Genomic DNA, 12,746 nt, shown 5'->3' on the forward strand with positions numbered 1-12,746 from the left:
CCAATTAAGTGTAACGAAAAGATGTTGAGCAAATATATTTATTTTTGTCTTACCAGGGTGAAATCTTTTGATGAACCTTTTGCAGATTTAGTTGCAGGGTTTATATTCAAAGGTGGTTCTTTATAAGTTCCTTTCTCAGATATCCCACTTAAAATCAACTTAACAGCAAAGATTAAAATAGTAAAAGCCACTAAAGGGGCTATCGTCAACCATGGATTTAAAAAGAGTTCCTTATAATGGAGGCCAATCAGCCCCGCCCATTCATTGGAAATTGATACACTTTCGAAACTTCCACCGGTCATGGATGTCTTAATCTTTTCAGCTCCTCCCACAAAAATCCCCAGTATACTTAAATGTATAAGTAGTATCAGAATTTGAATTATTTGCTGTAAGAAGACGATAAAAATTCTGGGCTTTATTAAGCGGAAAATATGCCTTTTAAAAATATAGAAATTTCCTGCTCCTGATAATTGTACAATTTTAACGAAGTCTTCCTTTAAATAGCTTGCCATTTCCTCTCCCAGTTGAACACTTATTGGCGGGATCGCGATTAGTGTAAACAATGCAATTTGTATAATGAGCAAAGTTCCCAGCTGGTCATAATTGTTCTGGACTGGACCCATTATAAAAAAAACTATGAAAACCGGAGGAATAAAATAAATGATATCTAATGACTTATTCATCCATTTCAGTATCCCTTTAGCCCAGAAAGCATACAGTATTGATAGAGTCAAAGAAAGCATAATCCGTAAGCAAGCTACAATAATGACAAAGAAAAGGGTGAACTTGGTTCCTTCAACAAGCTGATATAGTAGACTTTCCCCGAATTGATCCGTTCCCAAGGGAGGAAATTGGGAGGGAGAAAATGGAGGTGCACCAATCAGTTTTCCATCAGTGCTATACAGAAAAGACGGGCCCTCTTTTTCAAAAAACAAAGAAAGTATTGAAGGGAAGAAACTTAAAATACTTAGTACCCCTATTACTACAACTCCACTTGCGACTTTGAAATTAAGTCTATTATATTGTTTCTCCATTTAAACGACCCTCCCCTCATTTTTCCAGTCCCTAATGAATAGCTCCATAATTTTATAGAATAGAAGAAATGGCATATATATGACGATTAAACACCACATAAGGATTCGAAAATCTCCAATGCCATATGATTTAATAAATACCATCAAACCGTTAATATTTAATACTAATTCTAAAATAAGAAGATTCGATAACATAAACATGATAATACTCTTAGACTGACTAAGGAAGTGGATTAGTGCATTCCTAAATAAGTGCCTCCATATGATGTAATCTTTACTTAGCCCTTTAGCTCTAAGAAAATCGCTATAGATCTTTTGTTCCTCTTCTTCAATGAAAGAAGAAAAATACTTAAACAGTTGTAAAGTCGGAATGTTACTCAGACAAATGATGGGCAGTAAATAGATAGGGTTCTCCTCATTTAATGCTACGACTGAAAAGGATATTCCCCATTTTTTAAAAAGAACAATAAACAAAAACTGAAGCATAATAACCATCAATACATCTGGGATTGATTCGAGAAAAAAGAATAGGGAGGAAAAATATCTTCTAATTCTTTGGGATGATTTAATATAGATATACGTAATGATTAATGCAAAGATTAGCGAAACAATAAAAGAAGCCAGTAAAACAACCATCGTATTAAGATAGTTCTTCCGAAGCACTTCAAATAGGGTAAGATCTTCTCCAACCGATTGCGGTATGTAAATTAAACTAGGATGAAATAAATAATAAACACTCTCATATAAAGCTGAGATAAATTGCTTAGTTTCCAATGTCTGGACATAAACAGGCAAGCAACTAATAACAATTATTAAAATTGTCGTGATGAATAGTTCTAATATAATATTTAATACTTTCTTCATGCTGACACCTTTCCTATTGTTCACTTTCCATTTTTATCATTCTTTGAATTTCCAGCAGCCTCTTCTAATGTTTTTATAATTGCTTTTACATTCGTTGAGTTTGGTACTTTTTCATACTGTTTCCTTAATTTCATTAATCTCTCATCTAATTTTTCTGATTTCAATTTATTTAATTCCCTCCCTCTGTAGTAGAAAGTATATCACCTAATTCCCCCACTATATTTTCGAATTATTCATTCTATGACAGAATCTGACTGATTCGATTGCAGTATTTGTCAAAATTACTCCTTATTGCAAAAAAAATATAATTATAAGAATAATCCAACAAAAGTACGGTCAAATGGTTTAATCTAGTACTTGCAGGTAGTTAATTGTAATTATCTGGATAATCATTATGAGTTTTGTGGTGTATCTAAAGATACACTACAACCTGCAAGTAGATTCTGGGAGGTGAAATTATGTTGGAGGAAAAAGGAATTAAAGATGTTGGCGGAACTGTTGAACCGGAATGGGATCCTTATCCAGGATGCCGACAAGGATTTTACATGTGCTGCTATAACGGATATGAATGGTGCTGTTATGGGTCAGAGAGCCGTATTGGCTGCTAATCCTTTAATTGATGCTTAAACCAAACTAAATTTCAGCTGAGGAGATGTTAACTATGTTAGAAGAAAAAGGAATTAAAGATGTTGGTGGAACTGTTGAACCGGAATGGGATCCTTATCCAGGATGTCCGCAAGGCTTCTATATGTGCTGCTACAATGGATATGAATGGTGCTGTGAAGGAAAAGCTATCCGAAATTTCTGCTAAATTAATCTAAACTAACACAAAGGGGGTAACTGTTGAGGTTATCTCCTTTCATTACATCAGTAGAGGAATTGAAGTATGTCATATTTTAAAAAAGTTACTTCTTTGTTAATTGCCCATGCAAAAGGATGGATTTTAGCCAGAGTACTGTCGAGTATCATCCTTGGTTTAATTCCTTATATCAGTTTGTGGGTTACCGAAAATCTAGTTAACGGGATTGTCGATATATTAAGTAATGACTCGTCAATTGGAGACTTATCATACTTTCTCTTAATATTACTCGGAGTACAAGCAACTCCTCTTATTATTTCAAGCTTGTTGATTATCATAGATGTAAAGTATGAAAATTTGTTAAACCTACATATTCAAAAAAAAGTATCATATAAAGCGACCAGCGTCCCAATCAGTTATTATGATTTGCCTGATTTTCATAACAAATTAAGCAGGTTGGATGGAAACTTAGGTGCAAGGCTGATGAATCCTGTAAGTTCCTATATGGACATGTTAAAAAATGCACTCGCTATCTTTTCAGTCGTTTTCTACTTAATAGAAATTCATTGGGGTTTGATAGTTTTGAATTGTTTAGCGGCTGTTCCTTTAATCTTTTTTCAGAACAGATATGGGAAAAAGCAGTTTGAATTAATGGTAAGCCAAACTCCGGATATCAGGATGTCCAGATATTTCAACTCACTACTAAATAATCGAAGTTCTGTTAAAGAGGTTAGAATTTTTGGCTTACGCGATTATTTTTTGAAAAGATGGTCCGATTTGTTTATTAAAACCAACAACGAATCTTATCATTTAACCAAAAGGCTGGAGAGTTTCCAAGCCGGATTTCAATTTCTAAATTCTGTTTTATATGTCATAAGTGTCATTTTTACAATTTTCATTATTCAATCAAGGTCGATGGGAGTGGGAGCTTATGTAGCTGTTACACAATCCATGACTACCTTCCTGATTAATATGAAAATGCTCGGGATGAATATATCAAAGGTTTACAAACAACAGTTATATATAAAAGATTTGTTTGACTTTCTTCAATATACAGAAGGCGCTGTAGAAATTGGAATGAATAAAGAACTCGTTGGAAAAGGGAAAGAAGGCATCAGGTTTAAGAATGTACAATTTAAATATCCAATGAGCGATAAATATGTCTTAAACAATATATCATTCTCCATTCGTCCAGGCGAAAAAATCGCCATCGTAGGTGCCAATGGTTCCGGAAAGAGTACCCTTGTGAAGTGCCTGATGGGGATGTACACTCCGACAGAAGGGGAAATACTTATTGAGGGTATCAATATTAGAGATATAAAAGAAGAAAGCTTACATAAAAAGATGACAGTTATCCTTCAAGATTTCATAAAGTATAATTTATCTATTTATGAAAATATTGCTGTAGGGAATATTGAAGATTTCGATAATAGAGAGAAAGTTAAAAGAGTTGCTGAGGCGACAGGTATTGACCATGTTGCTAATCAACTTAAAGAAGGATACGAGGCGGTTCTTGGGAAAATCTATGTAAAAGGTGAGGACCTTTCCGGTGGGCAATGGCAAAATTTAGCCTTATCAAGAGCCCTATTTAAAGAAGGGGAAATATTCATCCTGGATGAGCCTACTTCAGCACTTGATCCAAAAGCAGAGTTAGAAGTTTTTGAGAAATTTGAAGAATTGTCTAAGAACAAAACGACTATTTATATTTCTCATAGAATGGCTTCTGCAAGATTAGCAGATAGGATCATCGTCATGGAAAAGGGAAGGATAGTGGAAGAAGGTACGCATGATGAGTTGACTAGGAAACAAGGCCTTTATTTCACAATGTATAATGCTCAAGCAAAATGGTATAGGTAATAAACCGTTCAAGAAATAAAAAGGGAGTTAATAATGGAAAAGATTATGATGGTATTACAATTTCTAACGGCTTATTTGTTTCTCTCCACTGCGTTTCACAAATTGTTTCACTACCGGCAGCATCAACAACATGCCGAGAATTACGAAGTACTTCCAAGGATCTTCATACCAGCTTTTGTAATGTTATCAACTCTGGCAGAGCTGACATTATCGCTATCACTATTATTTAGTGTTTTTATCAGGGAAGCTCTGGCAGCAGCCCTCATGTTATTATTGGCATATTCATATGCTGTGCTTATAAATTTAATTAGGGGCAGGAAAGATTTATCTTGTGGATGTGGAGGATTAGCTGGTAATAAGGTTATCACATACAAAACAATATGGAGAAATTTAATTTTTATTCTTCTGATCCTTCTGCAAATAGGCAGTGCCTCCTTAGCTTTAAATGCAGGAAATGAATATGGTTCAGATTATTTCATATTACTAGTATTCTCAGGAATAACCTTAGCAAGTGGATATGTATTTTTAAAATTCAATACTATTTTGAAGGAGCTAAATTAAACATGCAAACCTTATTAATATCTAATATAATTCTATGGGTTGTCACTATTGCATTACTTTATACGATGTACAAACTGCTTAAAAAAGTCCAATTCCTTTCTCAAACTATAAATGACTTAGCCAAAAGTGAAGAGGAAAAGAATGTGATTGGCCCCCCAATTGGAAGTCAGGCAAAGCCTCTTGGAAATGTTAAACTTACCAAAGAAGAGACTCTGGTCCTTTTCCTATCAACAGGCTGTCATTTCTGCAAGGGCATCATTAATGAATTACCTAAACTTAAGGAAGATTACTCAAGAGTTCTTGTTTTTATTAAAGATGATCACAGGGAAGTATATGAAGAATATGAAAGCAAAATTTCCAAGGTTAATGTAGAATGTAATAGAGTTACAGAAAAGATATTCAATGATTATGTCATAAAAGGTTTCCCTTTCGGCATTATTATGAAGGATCAAAAGATTATGTCAAAAGGTCCTGCCCCTTCTCTGAAGGCAATAGACGAGTTTAAGAAAGCAAGCTGAAGCAGGTTAATAAGTTATTCAAAACGTATATCTTTAGGAGGAGCTATTCATGAAACTACTCTATTCAGTATTTGCAGCATGTATTTTATTCAGCGTTATGACAGGGTGTTCTAATGAAGGAGAACAATCAACCGAGGAGAACAGTGAATCCGGATTAGTTACTTTGCAGGACTTCAACCAAATAAAGAAAGGCATGACCTATGAAGAGGTTAAGGAACTCGTAGGCACAGAAGGAACCCTCATGACAGCCGAGGACGACGATGTGACCATGTATGTCTGGGATGGCGTTGCTCCAGATTCTTTTATGTCTCTAACCTTCAAACAGAATGGGAAGTTATCAGAAAAGGTACAAAATGGTCTTAAATAATGTGGCAGGTTGGCTTAGTGAACTGTTATGAGAATATACCGCTCCTAATCAAAACGTCTTTGGCTTTAAGCCAAAGACGTTTTAATGTGAGAAGGTCCAATATAAATTAATTTTAGTCATATAGAACCTTGGCTTGAAGTTAATGGAGAAAACTATCCGCTGGTATCCTGATCAGTTTTGGGGAATATCATCGCCGAGATCGCCATAATAATTATCCCAACTGACGACCTCATGATCATGAGTGAACAGGATGGTGGAGGACCCGTAATACCAACAGATATACGTTGTCATGTATTCTGTCACTTCCCGGATACTGTCCGGGCTTCCTATGAATCTGGTCACATCTTCTCTACTTGAACCTACCGTGAATGGAGGGGCACCATCCACTTTCTCCTGTTTGCTGACTTTCAAGTTATGACTGTCATTATCTAAATATCTTGCTCTCCCGTTATCAAACAAAATGTCGGATTCATCGTATGTCCAGTTTCCATCCACGAGTTCATCCGGCGTTCCCATGGCTTGAACAACAGCTTCTTCCGTGGAACCGACTGTGATAGGTTCCGCATCGGGAAGTTTTTCCCCCATGGTTACGTTTAAGTCTCCGTTATTCACCCAGCCAATCACTTCATTTTGACTATTCACTCCAAGATAGGAAGAGCCATATTTCCAGCTTGTTCTGAAGTAAACAGCGGATACTACGTCATCAGGCGTCCCCATCGCGCGTAGTATGTCTGATTTGGATGATCCCAGTGACACAGCAGATGCGCCGGTTTCGGGATCTTTTAAAAGAATCTTCAATTCTCCATTATTTGTATAGCTTTCGACTCTATCCTCAGAAAAATCGATTCGGGAAGATCCGTATCTCCAGTAGCTGGAACCGCCATACTCTGCTTCAATCGTATCAGGTGTGCCCATTGCTGACAGCACTTCCGCCTTTGTCGATCCTACGGTAAAAGGGGGTGCGGTTTCATAACCAATCCCGACTTTCACTTTCAGGTCTCCTTCATTCGTAAATCCGTCTACTTTGTACTGATAATCAAAATCGACTCTGGACCCGCTCGGGTATGACCAATAATTTCCTCTGGGATCAATATAAGATGGAGTGCCCATTGCAGCTGCAACGTCTACTTTTGTTGAACCCAGCGTAATGTCCGGCGCGTTAGACACCTTACTGCCGACACTGACTTTCAAATCCCCATTGTTGTCCCATCCGGTTACAACCCATGACTCTTCTGTTTCTTCAATGTAAAGATAAGAGGAGCCATATTGGTAGGTGCTTGTTGACAGCAAGCGCCCATTCGGCATGATGTCCCTGATATCTTCCATGGTCGATCCCAACGTTATCGTCTTCTGAGGGATAACCGGCATAGGCTTCGGAGAAACGTTTGTGAGCTGCTGCGCCACATAGTCCGAAATCGCACTTGGTCCTCCGATCATGTACACATTCTTAAACCTTTTCCACTCAAAGAGACCTTCTAAATCGTCTCTGCTTTTCGTTGGATGAGACAAAAGAATAGGAGCATTCAACTTATATGCCAGACCGGAAACTGCTACAGCATCTGGATAATCTTCTTTATCAACGCTAGTGGAGGTTCCTCTGACCACGATGATGGAGCTGTTGTTGAGATTTTGAATGGCTCTCAAGTTTGTTTCATATCGGTTCGCTCCAGCGATTCGAACCACTTCCACTCCGTTAGTAGCCAATTGGTTTTCTATGTCTTGACTAATCGCCGCCGGGCCGCCATAGATTTTTACCTTTTTAATGGTTTTCGGCAGTTCAACAGGCATTGAGTTGTTCTTTGTAAGATAGATCGGTGTTTGATGAATGGCTGATTCACTTGAAGCTGACAAGGCATCCGCCACCGTCAGGCCATTGACCAGGATGGCTTCCTCGCTGGAAGACGTTCCAGCAGCTTCATTGATATTGTAGGCTGTCTCAAAACGATTCAGCCCGCTGATCCGCTGAACGGGATACTCTAAATCTTTTAAACTAGTTTCTACTTCTTCACTGATGGCGGTCGTACCACCCAGCAGGTAAACAAGATCCGGGTTCAATCGTTTGATTTCATCCAAGACTGCAGGATCGATTTTATTGGTAGCTGTCAGCAAGATCGGCGCGTCTTGCGCACCTGAAAGACTGGCAGCGGCTAACGCATCCGCCGGGTTATCCGCTCTTGCCAAAATGACAGCCGATTCGTCTCTAACTAATTCAGTCGGCCACCCCTTCTTGGAAACCTCAATTGCGGTCTGGATCCGATTATCTCCCGCAACCCGTTCATAATTCGCACTTGCATATGTACCCTGGCTCGTCCAAAGAAAGAACAAGCCAACTAATAGAATGACTATCTTTTTCAAAATACTGCTTCCCCCTTAATCCCTGATGTACTTCGGTACTTTTAACCTACCTTCTATTTAACCGAATATTACAATTTTACCATAACGGAGGGACGCGAGATGGCTTAAATGGGAGATTGCTGTAAAAAACCGTCCTGCGCAGGCTTGCGGGACGGTCAGTTGCGAGACGAGGGAATTTTTCTTTTAAGAACCGGATAGATCAGGATGATCCCAGAAAGAATAATCATCAGTCCTCCCCCGACTAACTGAATCGGCAGTAAAGGATTCGGCATCATATACGGAAGATCACTTGTGTAACCATGCCAGGAATAGGTAAGGTCGCGGATGAGCTGAGTCTGAAGTTTGTTCTTCGTCGCCAAGGTGAAATCTTCCTTTGAAATATTGCCGTCTTCATCAATCAGGAAGACCCTGAAGGATGAATCCTCATCAAAAGTCATTCCTGTAATTTGGATTCCAGAGTCTCTTGGATTCTGTTTTGTCGTTTCAATGGCAATGGCGAGTTCTTCTTTTCCCGTTTCAAGGTTTTCGACCAGGTAATACTGGACCGTTTTCCTGAAAGCTTCCATTTCTAACAAGTCAGGATATACATCGGTCCCTTCGATGGTGGTGACCGCTTCACCATTTATCTCAACGACAACATCCGCTCTTTTAACATGATAATTAGACGGCGTAACCTCTGTTTCTTCACTTTCATTTATGTAATAGGTATTGATTTTGACACCATGATACTCCTGCTCCCGCTCGACTTCTGACAAAAAATCATGCCGGTAGATATCATATGTCTTGTCCATGTAGGACTGATACCTTTCCTCCCGGGCCATTTCAGAAAGAGTGGGGACAGCGCTGAGGACGAGCAGCCATCCCAGCAGGAAGAAGAACCAGATTAGTGCGTGGCGGAATATTTTCATATAACCAAATCCATTCTTGTAGGAATCAAGCTAGTATCCTATTTATAAGCCTTTTTCATTAACTCGTGGAGTGCCAGGCTTAGTTTCTGTTTCAATTCGCAATGGGTTTCTTCCGAGTATTGATATTCCGGGTCCCTCCATTTTTCGCCCGGGTATTGCCAGACGGGGTAAGGGATTCGTTCTTCTGGTTCCCAGTTATAGCGCGGAAACACATGTGCATGTAAAAAGGCATCGGTGTTTCCGTATATGGAATAATTGACTCTCCGTGGCTCACACACTTTTAAGATGGCATCCCCTATCAAACTCATATCCAGCAGGTATTCACACCGCCGCTGGAAATCCAGATCTTCCAGCGAGTTTACTTTTTCAGATGGCAGAAGGACACAGTATCCCGGCAGGAACTGTGTATCGCCGATGACCGCAAAGCCGCTTCTCATTTTAGCAATGACCATTGGGTTCTCACCAAGCTGCGCGGACTTTATTCTATCTTTTTTCCAGTCATCATTCTGCTTCATTTTCATCTCTCCCTTGGTCGACAGTGTATTTGTTCCATTCTGTCCAAATTTCTTTCAGTTCGTTTAGCAGCTGATTTCCGCCACTTGTGATATATCCATCGTGGCAGGCATAGATGATCCACTCCAGTGACTGGTCACACCAAAACGTGTCTTCAATAATATGGTGAGCACTGATGTGGAGTTCATTGAGCGTGAGTTTATAAGGGGTGAATCCAAGTTCCGCCTCTCCTAGTTGGTAAAGATGTTCTGTTCTGTATGTAGATAAGACTTGTTTTAACTTTTTAAGGAATATCTCCTTTGCAGCAGGATCCTCATTGAAGTCAAATGCTAGAATGTCCTCTCGATTTGTTGCGGCTAACGGATACCAAACCGGGGTGTTGATGTCCCAGGTTAGTTTCATATTTTTATAGAATGGTGTATATGTAGCTTTTTCTAATTTTTTCATAGTCTATTTCCTGCTTTCGTTAAGGGATATGGAACTAGTCCCTTCACCTAATTTTACCATATGGTTATAAAGGACGACTCGCTTTATAATCCCGGGTTTGAATTGTATTCACCAGGTTATGGATGACGAGCTGTTTTATAATACGGTGTTTTCTCTCTATTCACCTTGCTATGGACGACCACCCGCTTTATATTCCGGTGTTTGCACCGTATTCACCTGGTTATAGACAACGACACGTTTTATAATCCAGTGTTTCCTCCCTATTCACCTGGTTATGGACGACGTACCGCTTTATAATCTCGTGTTTCCTCCGCCTTATAATCCGATGATATTATCAGATCTAGCCCTTCACCTGATGTAACGTTGATAAATAACAAAAAAAACCGTCTCCGGCATGATGCCGAAGACGATTTTTTATAGCTTGCCTTCTAGTTGTTTGATTTTTTCCTTAATGTACGTACTATATTTTTCATCTTGCTGAAGGTCGAATACAATCAAGGCCTTTTCCATATACCGGATGCCTTTTTCATAGTCACCGAGCAATTCATAGTTGTAGCCCAGATGATAGTGAAGCTCTCCGAGTACGAAGAGGTTGTCCTTCTGGATACACCAGTTGATCCCGGCCACACAATAATCATTGGACTCTTCATACTTATGGAGCCTGGTCAAAGTTCTGGCGATGTTGTAGTCGAGACGCGACTTTATGGTATAATCGGTAATATAAGGGATGGTCCTTATATACTTTTGAATGTTTTGATACACCTCTAGAGCCTCATCAAGTTGATCCTCCTGGAAATGAATCGCACCGATCGTCAGCATGATCTCAATCTCTCTTTCCGACCAGTACTTATTTGATAGATGCGTTAATTGAATAGCCGAGAAAAGCGTTTCAAGGGCGGTATCCATATCTTTTTCCAGTTCATACTGGTAAATCCCTTTGTGCCATAGCAGAAGCTGAAGGTTCTTATTATTTTGCGTGAATAGCGGGTTTTGCCCTTCTGTTTCCACTACCTGCCTCATTTCATCATAATTGAAATTGCGGCGGGCCTGGAAGAGCTGCCTTTTCACTTCCTGTACATAATCAAGTCTCGGGGTCATCCCTATATCAAAAAAGTAGTTGACATCCACCCCAAGTTTTTGCGAAATCAGGTACAAGGTCGATGCGTATGGATAGACATCCCCTTTTTCAATCTTGCTGATCTGTGCCTGGGTACATATCCCTTCTGATAATTCCTCTTGAGATAGCCCAATATTCCTTCTTAATTCTCTTATTTTTTTCCCTACAGCTGAAAAATCCATCCATATCTCCCCTAAATATTCCTAAAGTTATATTTTATGAGAAAAAAGCCTATATGCCTTAAAATTATTGTAAAAAACATTCTAATTCCCGCCTTAAGGCGAATGCGAAGATTTCCAATATGTGTTTTAATAAACTTAACAGATAATCTTAACGTTATCTTACTATTTTAAAGGAGGATTTACCAATGAAGAAAAAAATCATGGTTTTGCTAGCTGCTACATTCCTAGTGTTCGGTGCCGGAGTATCCATGGCCTCAGCAGATGAAGCTACTCCTCAAACTGAACTTCCAAACATCTATTAATACAATCAACAATATTTACGAGGGCACTCCTTAAATGGGGTGCTCTTTTTCCTTTCTCTTATTATACGCCTTTTCCCTGCCTGAAGGCATATTCTTTCACGAATAAACCTGCCCTGAAGGAAGAATGGGACTTTTGGCAGAGACAGGGAAGACAACCGACCTTTCTCCCTCTTGGGTTTTAAAAATTTTGACATTTTTCTGTTTTAATGCATATAAATGATATAATAAGAGTGCTTTTATACTAGATAAGAAGAGGGATCAATCATGAAATGGTATCTGAAGGTATTAAGGAATTATGTGAATTTCAGCGGGCGCGCCAGACGTAAGGAGTATTGGATGTTTATGCTTTTTAACTTCATCATCTCCATTCCGCTTATTGCTATCGAGACGATGGCGGATTTAGATGAATGGCTTACCACTTTATATTCCTTATTGATTTTCCTGCCGTCCTTTGCTGTATTGGTACGCCGTCTGCACGATACCGGCAGGAGCGGATGGTGGGTATTGATCAGTTTAGTTCCTTTAGTCGGGGCAATCGTTCTGCTTGTGTTCGCATGCCTGGACAGTGAAGACGGTCAAAACAAATGGGGGCCAAACCCTAAATACTGATATTCCCGTAAAAGCTTGGTCAATCGACCAGGCTTTTTTTATGTTTGGGAACCGGGGATTGTGATGCAACTTACCTGATGAATTCGATTAAGGAGTTATAGAAACACGCCATTGAGGCCAGGACAAACAGGACGGCAAGGCGGTTTCTCTTTGTTTTGAACTCTGTTGCTGCCATGGTGACCAGCATGAAGGCTAAGGCAAGGAACATGTAAGGTAAAATGGCCAGTGTGTCGGTGAGAAGGCCTGTTATGCCTAGAGCTAGAGCGGTGAGTGCGAATAGGATTCTTAGAATAGTTAACATGGTTTTCTTCCT

Annotated in this window: 16 protein-coding genes; 7 read left to right on the forward strand and 9 right to left on the reverse strand. The window is 39.3% G+C overall.

Going from position 1 to position 12,746, the window contains the following annotated elements; genetic code table 11:
* Positions 1–38: 38 nt before the first annotated feature.
* From ACOJQI_RS21240 to ACOJQI_RS21250, 3 genes are read right to left on the reverse strand one after another with little or no spacing between them, the layout of a single operon-like run.
* Entirely contained in the window at positions 39–1,034 is a 996-nt protein-coding gene (locus ACOJQI_RS21240; RefSeq protein WP_421381857.1) for an ABC transporter permease subunit, read from the reverse strand.
* Positions 1,035–1,898: an ABC transporter permease subunit gene (locus tag ACOJQI_RS21245; RefSeq protein WP_421381859.1), complete on the reverse strand. Its 864-nt coding sequence runs from the start codon at positions 1,896–1,898 to the stop codon at positions 1,035–1,037. It lies immediately after the preceding gene.
* A 20-nt stretch (positions 1,899–1,918) separates the two neighbouring features.
* On the reverse strand, positions 1,919–2,062 hold the full coding sequence (locus tag ACOJQI_RS21250) for a hypothetical protein (protein ID WP_421381861.1): 144 nt from the start codon (positions 2,060–2,062) through the stop codon (positions 1,919–1,921).
* 294 nt (positions 2,063–2,356) lie between these two features.
* Between ACOJQI_RS21250 and ACOJQI_RS21255 the strand changes: the two genes are divergently transcribed.
* The 6 genes from ACOJQI_RS21255 to ACOJQI_RS21280 all read left to right on the forward strand — a co-directional run bounded on the left by ACOJQI_RS21255 (position 2,357) and on the right by ACOJQI_RS21280 (position 6,000).
* Positions 2,357–2,506 (forward strand): hypothetical protein, encoded by a 150-nt coding sequence (locus ACOJQI_RS21255; protein ID WP_421381863.1) that lies wholly within the window; start codon positions 2,357–2,359, stop codon positions 2,504–2,506.
* A gap of 53 nt (positions 2,507–2,559) precedes the next feature.
* Entirely contained in the window at positions 2,560–2,709 is a 150-nt protein-coding gene (locus ACOJQI_RS21260) for a hypothetical protein (RefSeq protein WP_421381865.1), read from the forward strand.
* Positions 2,710–2,784: 75 nt separating this feature from the next.
* The gene (locus tag ACOJQI_RS21265) at positions 2,785–4,554 is read left to right on the forward strand and encodes an ABC transporter ATP-binding protein (RefSeq protein ID WP_421381867.1); all 1,770 of its coding nucleotides are present in this window, start codon (positions 2,785–2,787) and stop codon (positions 4,552–4,554) included.
* A gap of 33 nt (positions 4,555–4,587) precedes the next feature.
* A complete protein-coding gene (locus ACOJQI_RS21270; protein ID WP_421381869.1) occupies positions 4,588–5,115 on the forward strand; it encodes a MauE/DoxX family redox-associated membrane protein in 528 nt (175 codons plus the stop codon).
* A 2-nt stretch (positions 5,116–5,117) separates the two neighbouring features.
* Positions 5,118–5,633 carry a hypothetical protein gene (locus ACOJQI_RS21275; RefSeq protein WP_421381871.1) on the forward strand — a complete coding sequence of 172 codons (516 nt, stop codon included), beginning with the start codon at positions 5,118–5,120 and terminating at the stop codon, positions 5,631–5,633.
* A 49-nt stretch (positions 5,634–5,682) separates the two neighbouring features.
* The gene (locus tag ACOJQI_RS21280) at positions 5,683–6,000 is read left to right on the forward strand and encodes a DUF3862 domain-containing protein (RefSeq protein ID WP_421381873.1); all 318 of its coding nucleotides are present in this window, start codon (positions 5,683–5,685) and stop codon (positions 5,998–6,000) included.
* A 171-nt stretch (positions 6,001–6,171) separates the two neighbouring features.
* Here ACOJQI_RS21280 and ACOJQI_RS21285 read toward each other — a convergent pair whose 3' ends face one another.
* The 5 genes from ACOJQI_RS21285 to ACOJQI_RS21305 form a co-directional block, all read right to left on the reverse strand.
* Positions 6,172–8,355: a cell wall-binding repeat-containing protein gene (locus ACOJQI_RS21285; RefSeq protein WP_421381875.1), complete on the reverse strand. Its 2,184-nt coding sequence runs from the start codon at positions 8,353–8,355 to the stop codon at positions 6,172–6,174.
* Between the two features lie 155 nt (positions 8,356–8,510).
* On the reverse strand, positions 8,511–9,263 hold the full coding sequence (locus tag ACOJQI_RS21290) for a hypothetical protein (protein ID WP_421381877.1): 753 nt from the start codon (positions 9,261–9,263) through the stop codon (positions 8,511–8,513).
* A 38-nt stretch (positions 9,264–9,301) separates the two neighbouring features.
* Positions 9,302–9,778 carry an HIT family protein gene (locus ACOJQI_RS21295; RefSeq protein ID WP_421381879.1) on the reverse strand — a complete coding sequence of 159 codons (477 nt, stop codon included), beginning with the start codon at positions 9,776–9,778 and terminating at the stop codon, positions 9,302–9,304.
* Entirely contained in the window at positions 9,765–10,223 is a 459-nt protein-coding gene (locus ACOJQI_RS21300) for a hypothetical protein (RefSeq protein WP_421381881.1), read from the reverse strand. The genes ACOJQI_RS21295 and ACOJQI_RS21300 overlap by 14 nt, the downstream gene beginning before the upstream one ends.
* A gap of 414 nt (positions 10,224–10,637) precedes the next feature.
* Entirely contained in the window at positions 10,638–11,522 is an 885-nt protein-coding gene (locus ACOJQI_RS21305; protein WP_421381883.1) for a helix-turn-helix domain-containing protein, read from the reverse strand.
* Positions 11,523–12,088: 566 nt separating this feature from the next.
* Here ACOJQI_RS21305 and ACOJQI_RS21310 point away from each other — a divergent pair.
* Positions 12,089–12,433, forward strand: coding sequence for a DUF805 domain-containing protein (locus tag ACOJQI_RS21310; protein WP_421381885.1), 345 nt, complete (start codon positions 12,089–12,091; stop codon positions 12,431–12,433).
* Between the two features lie 70 nt (positions 12,434–12,503).
* Here ACOJQI_RS21310 and ACOJQI_RS21315 read toward each other — a convergent pair whose 3' ends face one another.
* A complete protein-coding gene (locus ACOJQI_RS21315) occupies positions 12,504–12,734 on the reverse strand; it encodes a hypothetical protein (RefSeq protein ID WP_421381887.1) in 231 nt (76 codons plus the stop codon).
* Between the last annotated feature and the right edge of the window lie 12 nt (positions 12,735–12,746).

This window comes from Bacillus salacetis (genome assembly GCF_049177075.1).
In the GTDB taxonomy this organism is placed as follows: Bacteria; Bacillota; Bacilli; order Bacillales; family Bacillaceae_B; genus Rossellomorea; species Rossellomorea salacetis_A.

What these genes read in the sequence shown, in the direction of transcription:
- ACOJQI_RS21240 (WP_421381857.1), bottom strand. Translation starts at nt 1,034, where the DNA reads ATGGAGAAACAATATAATAGACTTAATTTCAAAGTCGCAAGTGGAGTT.
- ACOJQI_RS21245 (WP_421381859.1), bottom strand. Translation starts at nt 1,898, where the DNA reads ATGAAGAAAGTATTAAATATTATATTAGAACTATTCATCACGACAATT.
- ACOJQI_RS21255 (WP_421381863.1), top strand. Translation starts at nt 2,357, where the DNA reads ATGTTGGAGGAAAAAGGAATTAAAGATGTTGGCGGAACTGTTGAACCG.
- ACOJQI_RS21260 (WP_421381865.1), top strand. Translation starts at nt 2,560, where the DNA reads ATGTTAGAAGAAAAAGGAATTAAAGATGTTGGTGGAACTGTTGAACCG.
- ACOJQI_RS21265 (WP_421381867.1), top strand. Translation starts at nt 2,785, where the DNA reads ATGTCATATTTTAAAAAAGTTACTTCTTTGTTAATTGCCCATGCAAAA.
- ACOJQI_RS21270 (WP_421381869.1), top strand. Translation starts at nt 4,588, where the DNA reads ATGGAAAAGATTATGATGGTATTACAATTTCTAACGGCTTATTTGTTT.
- ACOJQI_RS21275 (WP_421381871.1), top strand. Translation starts at nt 5,118, where the DNA reads ATGCAAACCTTATTAATATCTAATATAATTCTATGGGTTGTCACTATT.
- ACOJQI_RS21280 (WP_421381873.1), top strand. Translation starts at nt 5,683, where the DNA reads ATGAAACTACTCTATTCAGTATTTGCAGCATGTATTTTATTCAGCGTT.
- ACOJQI_RS21290 (WP_421381877.1), bottom strand. Translation starts at nt 9,263, where the DNA reads ATGAAAATATTCCGCCACGCACTAATCTGGTTCTTCTTCCTGCTGGGA.
- ACOJQI_RS21295 (WP_421381879.1), bottom strand. Translation starts at nt 9,778, where the DNA reads ATGAAGCAGAATGATGACTGGAAAAAAGATAGAATAAAGTCCGCGCAG.
- ACOJQI_RS21300 (WP_421381881.1), bottom strand. Translation starts at nt 10,223, where the DNA reads ATGAAAAAATTAGAAAAAGCTACATATACACCATTCTATAAAAATATG.
- ACOJQI_RS21305 (WP_421381883.1), bottom strand. Translation starts at nt 11,522, where the DNA reads ATGGATTTTTCAGCTGTAGGGAAAAAAATAAGAGAATTAAGAAGGAAT.
- ACOJQI_RS21310 (WP_421381885.1), top strand. Translation starts at nt 12,089, where the DNA reads ATGAAATGGTATCTGAAGGTATTAAGGAATTATGTGAATTTCAGCGGG.
- ACOJQI_RS21315 (WP_421381887.1), bottom strand. Translation starts at nt 12,734, where the DNA reads ATGTTAACTATTCTAAGAATCCTATTCGCACTCACCGCTCTAGCTCTA.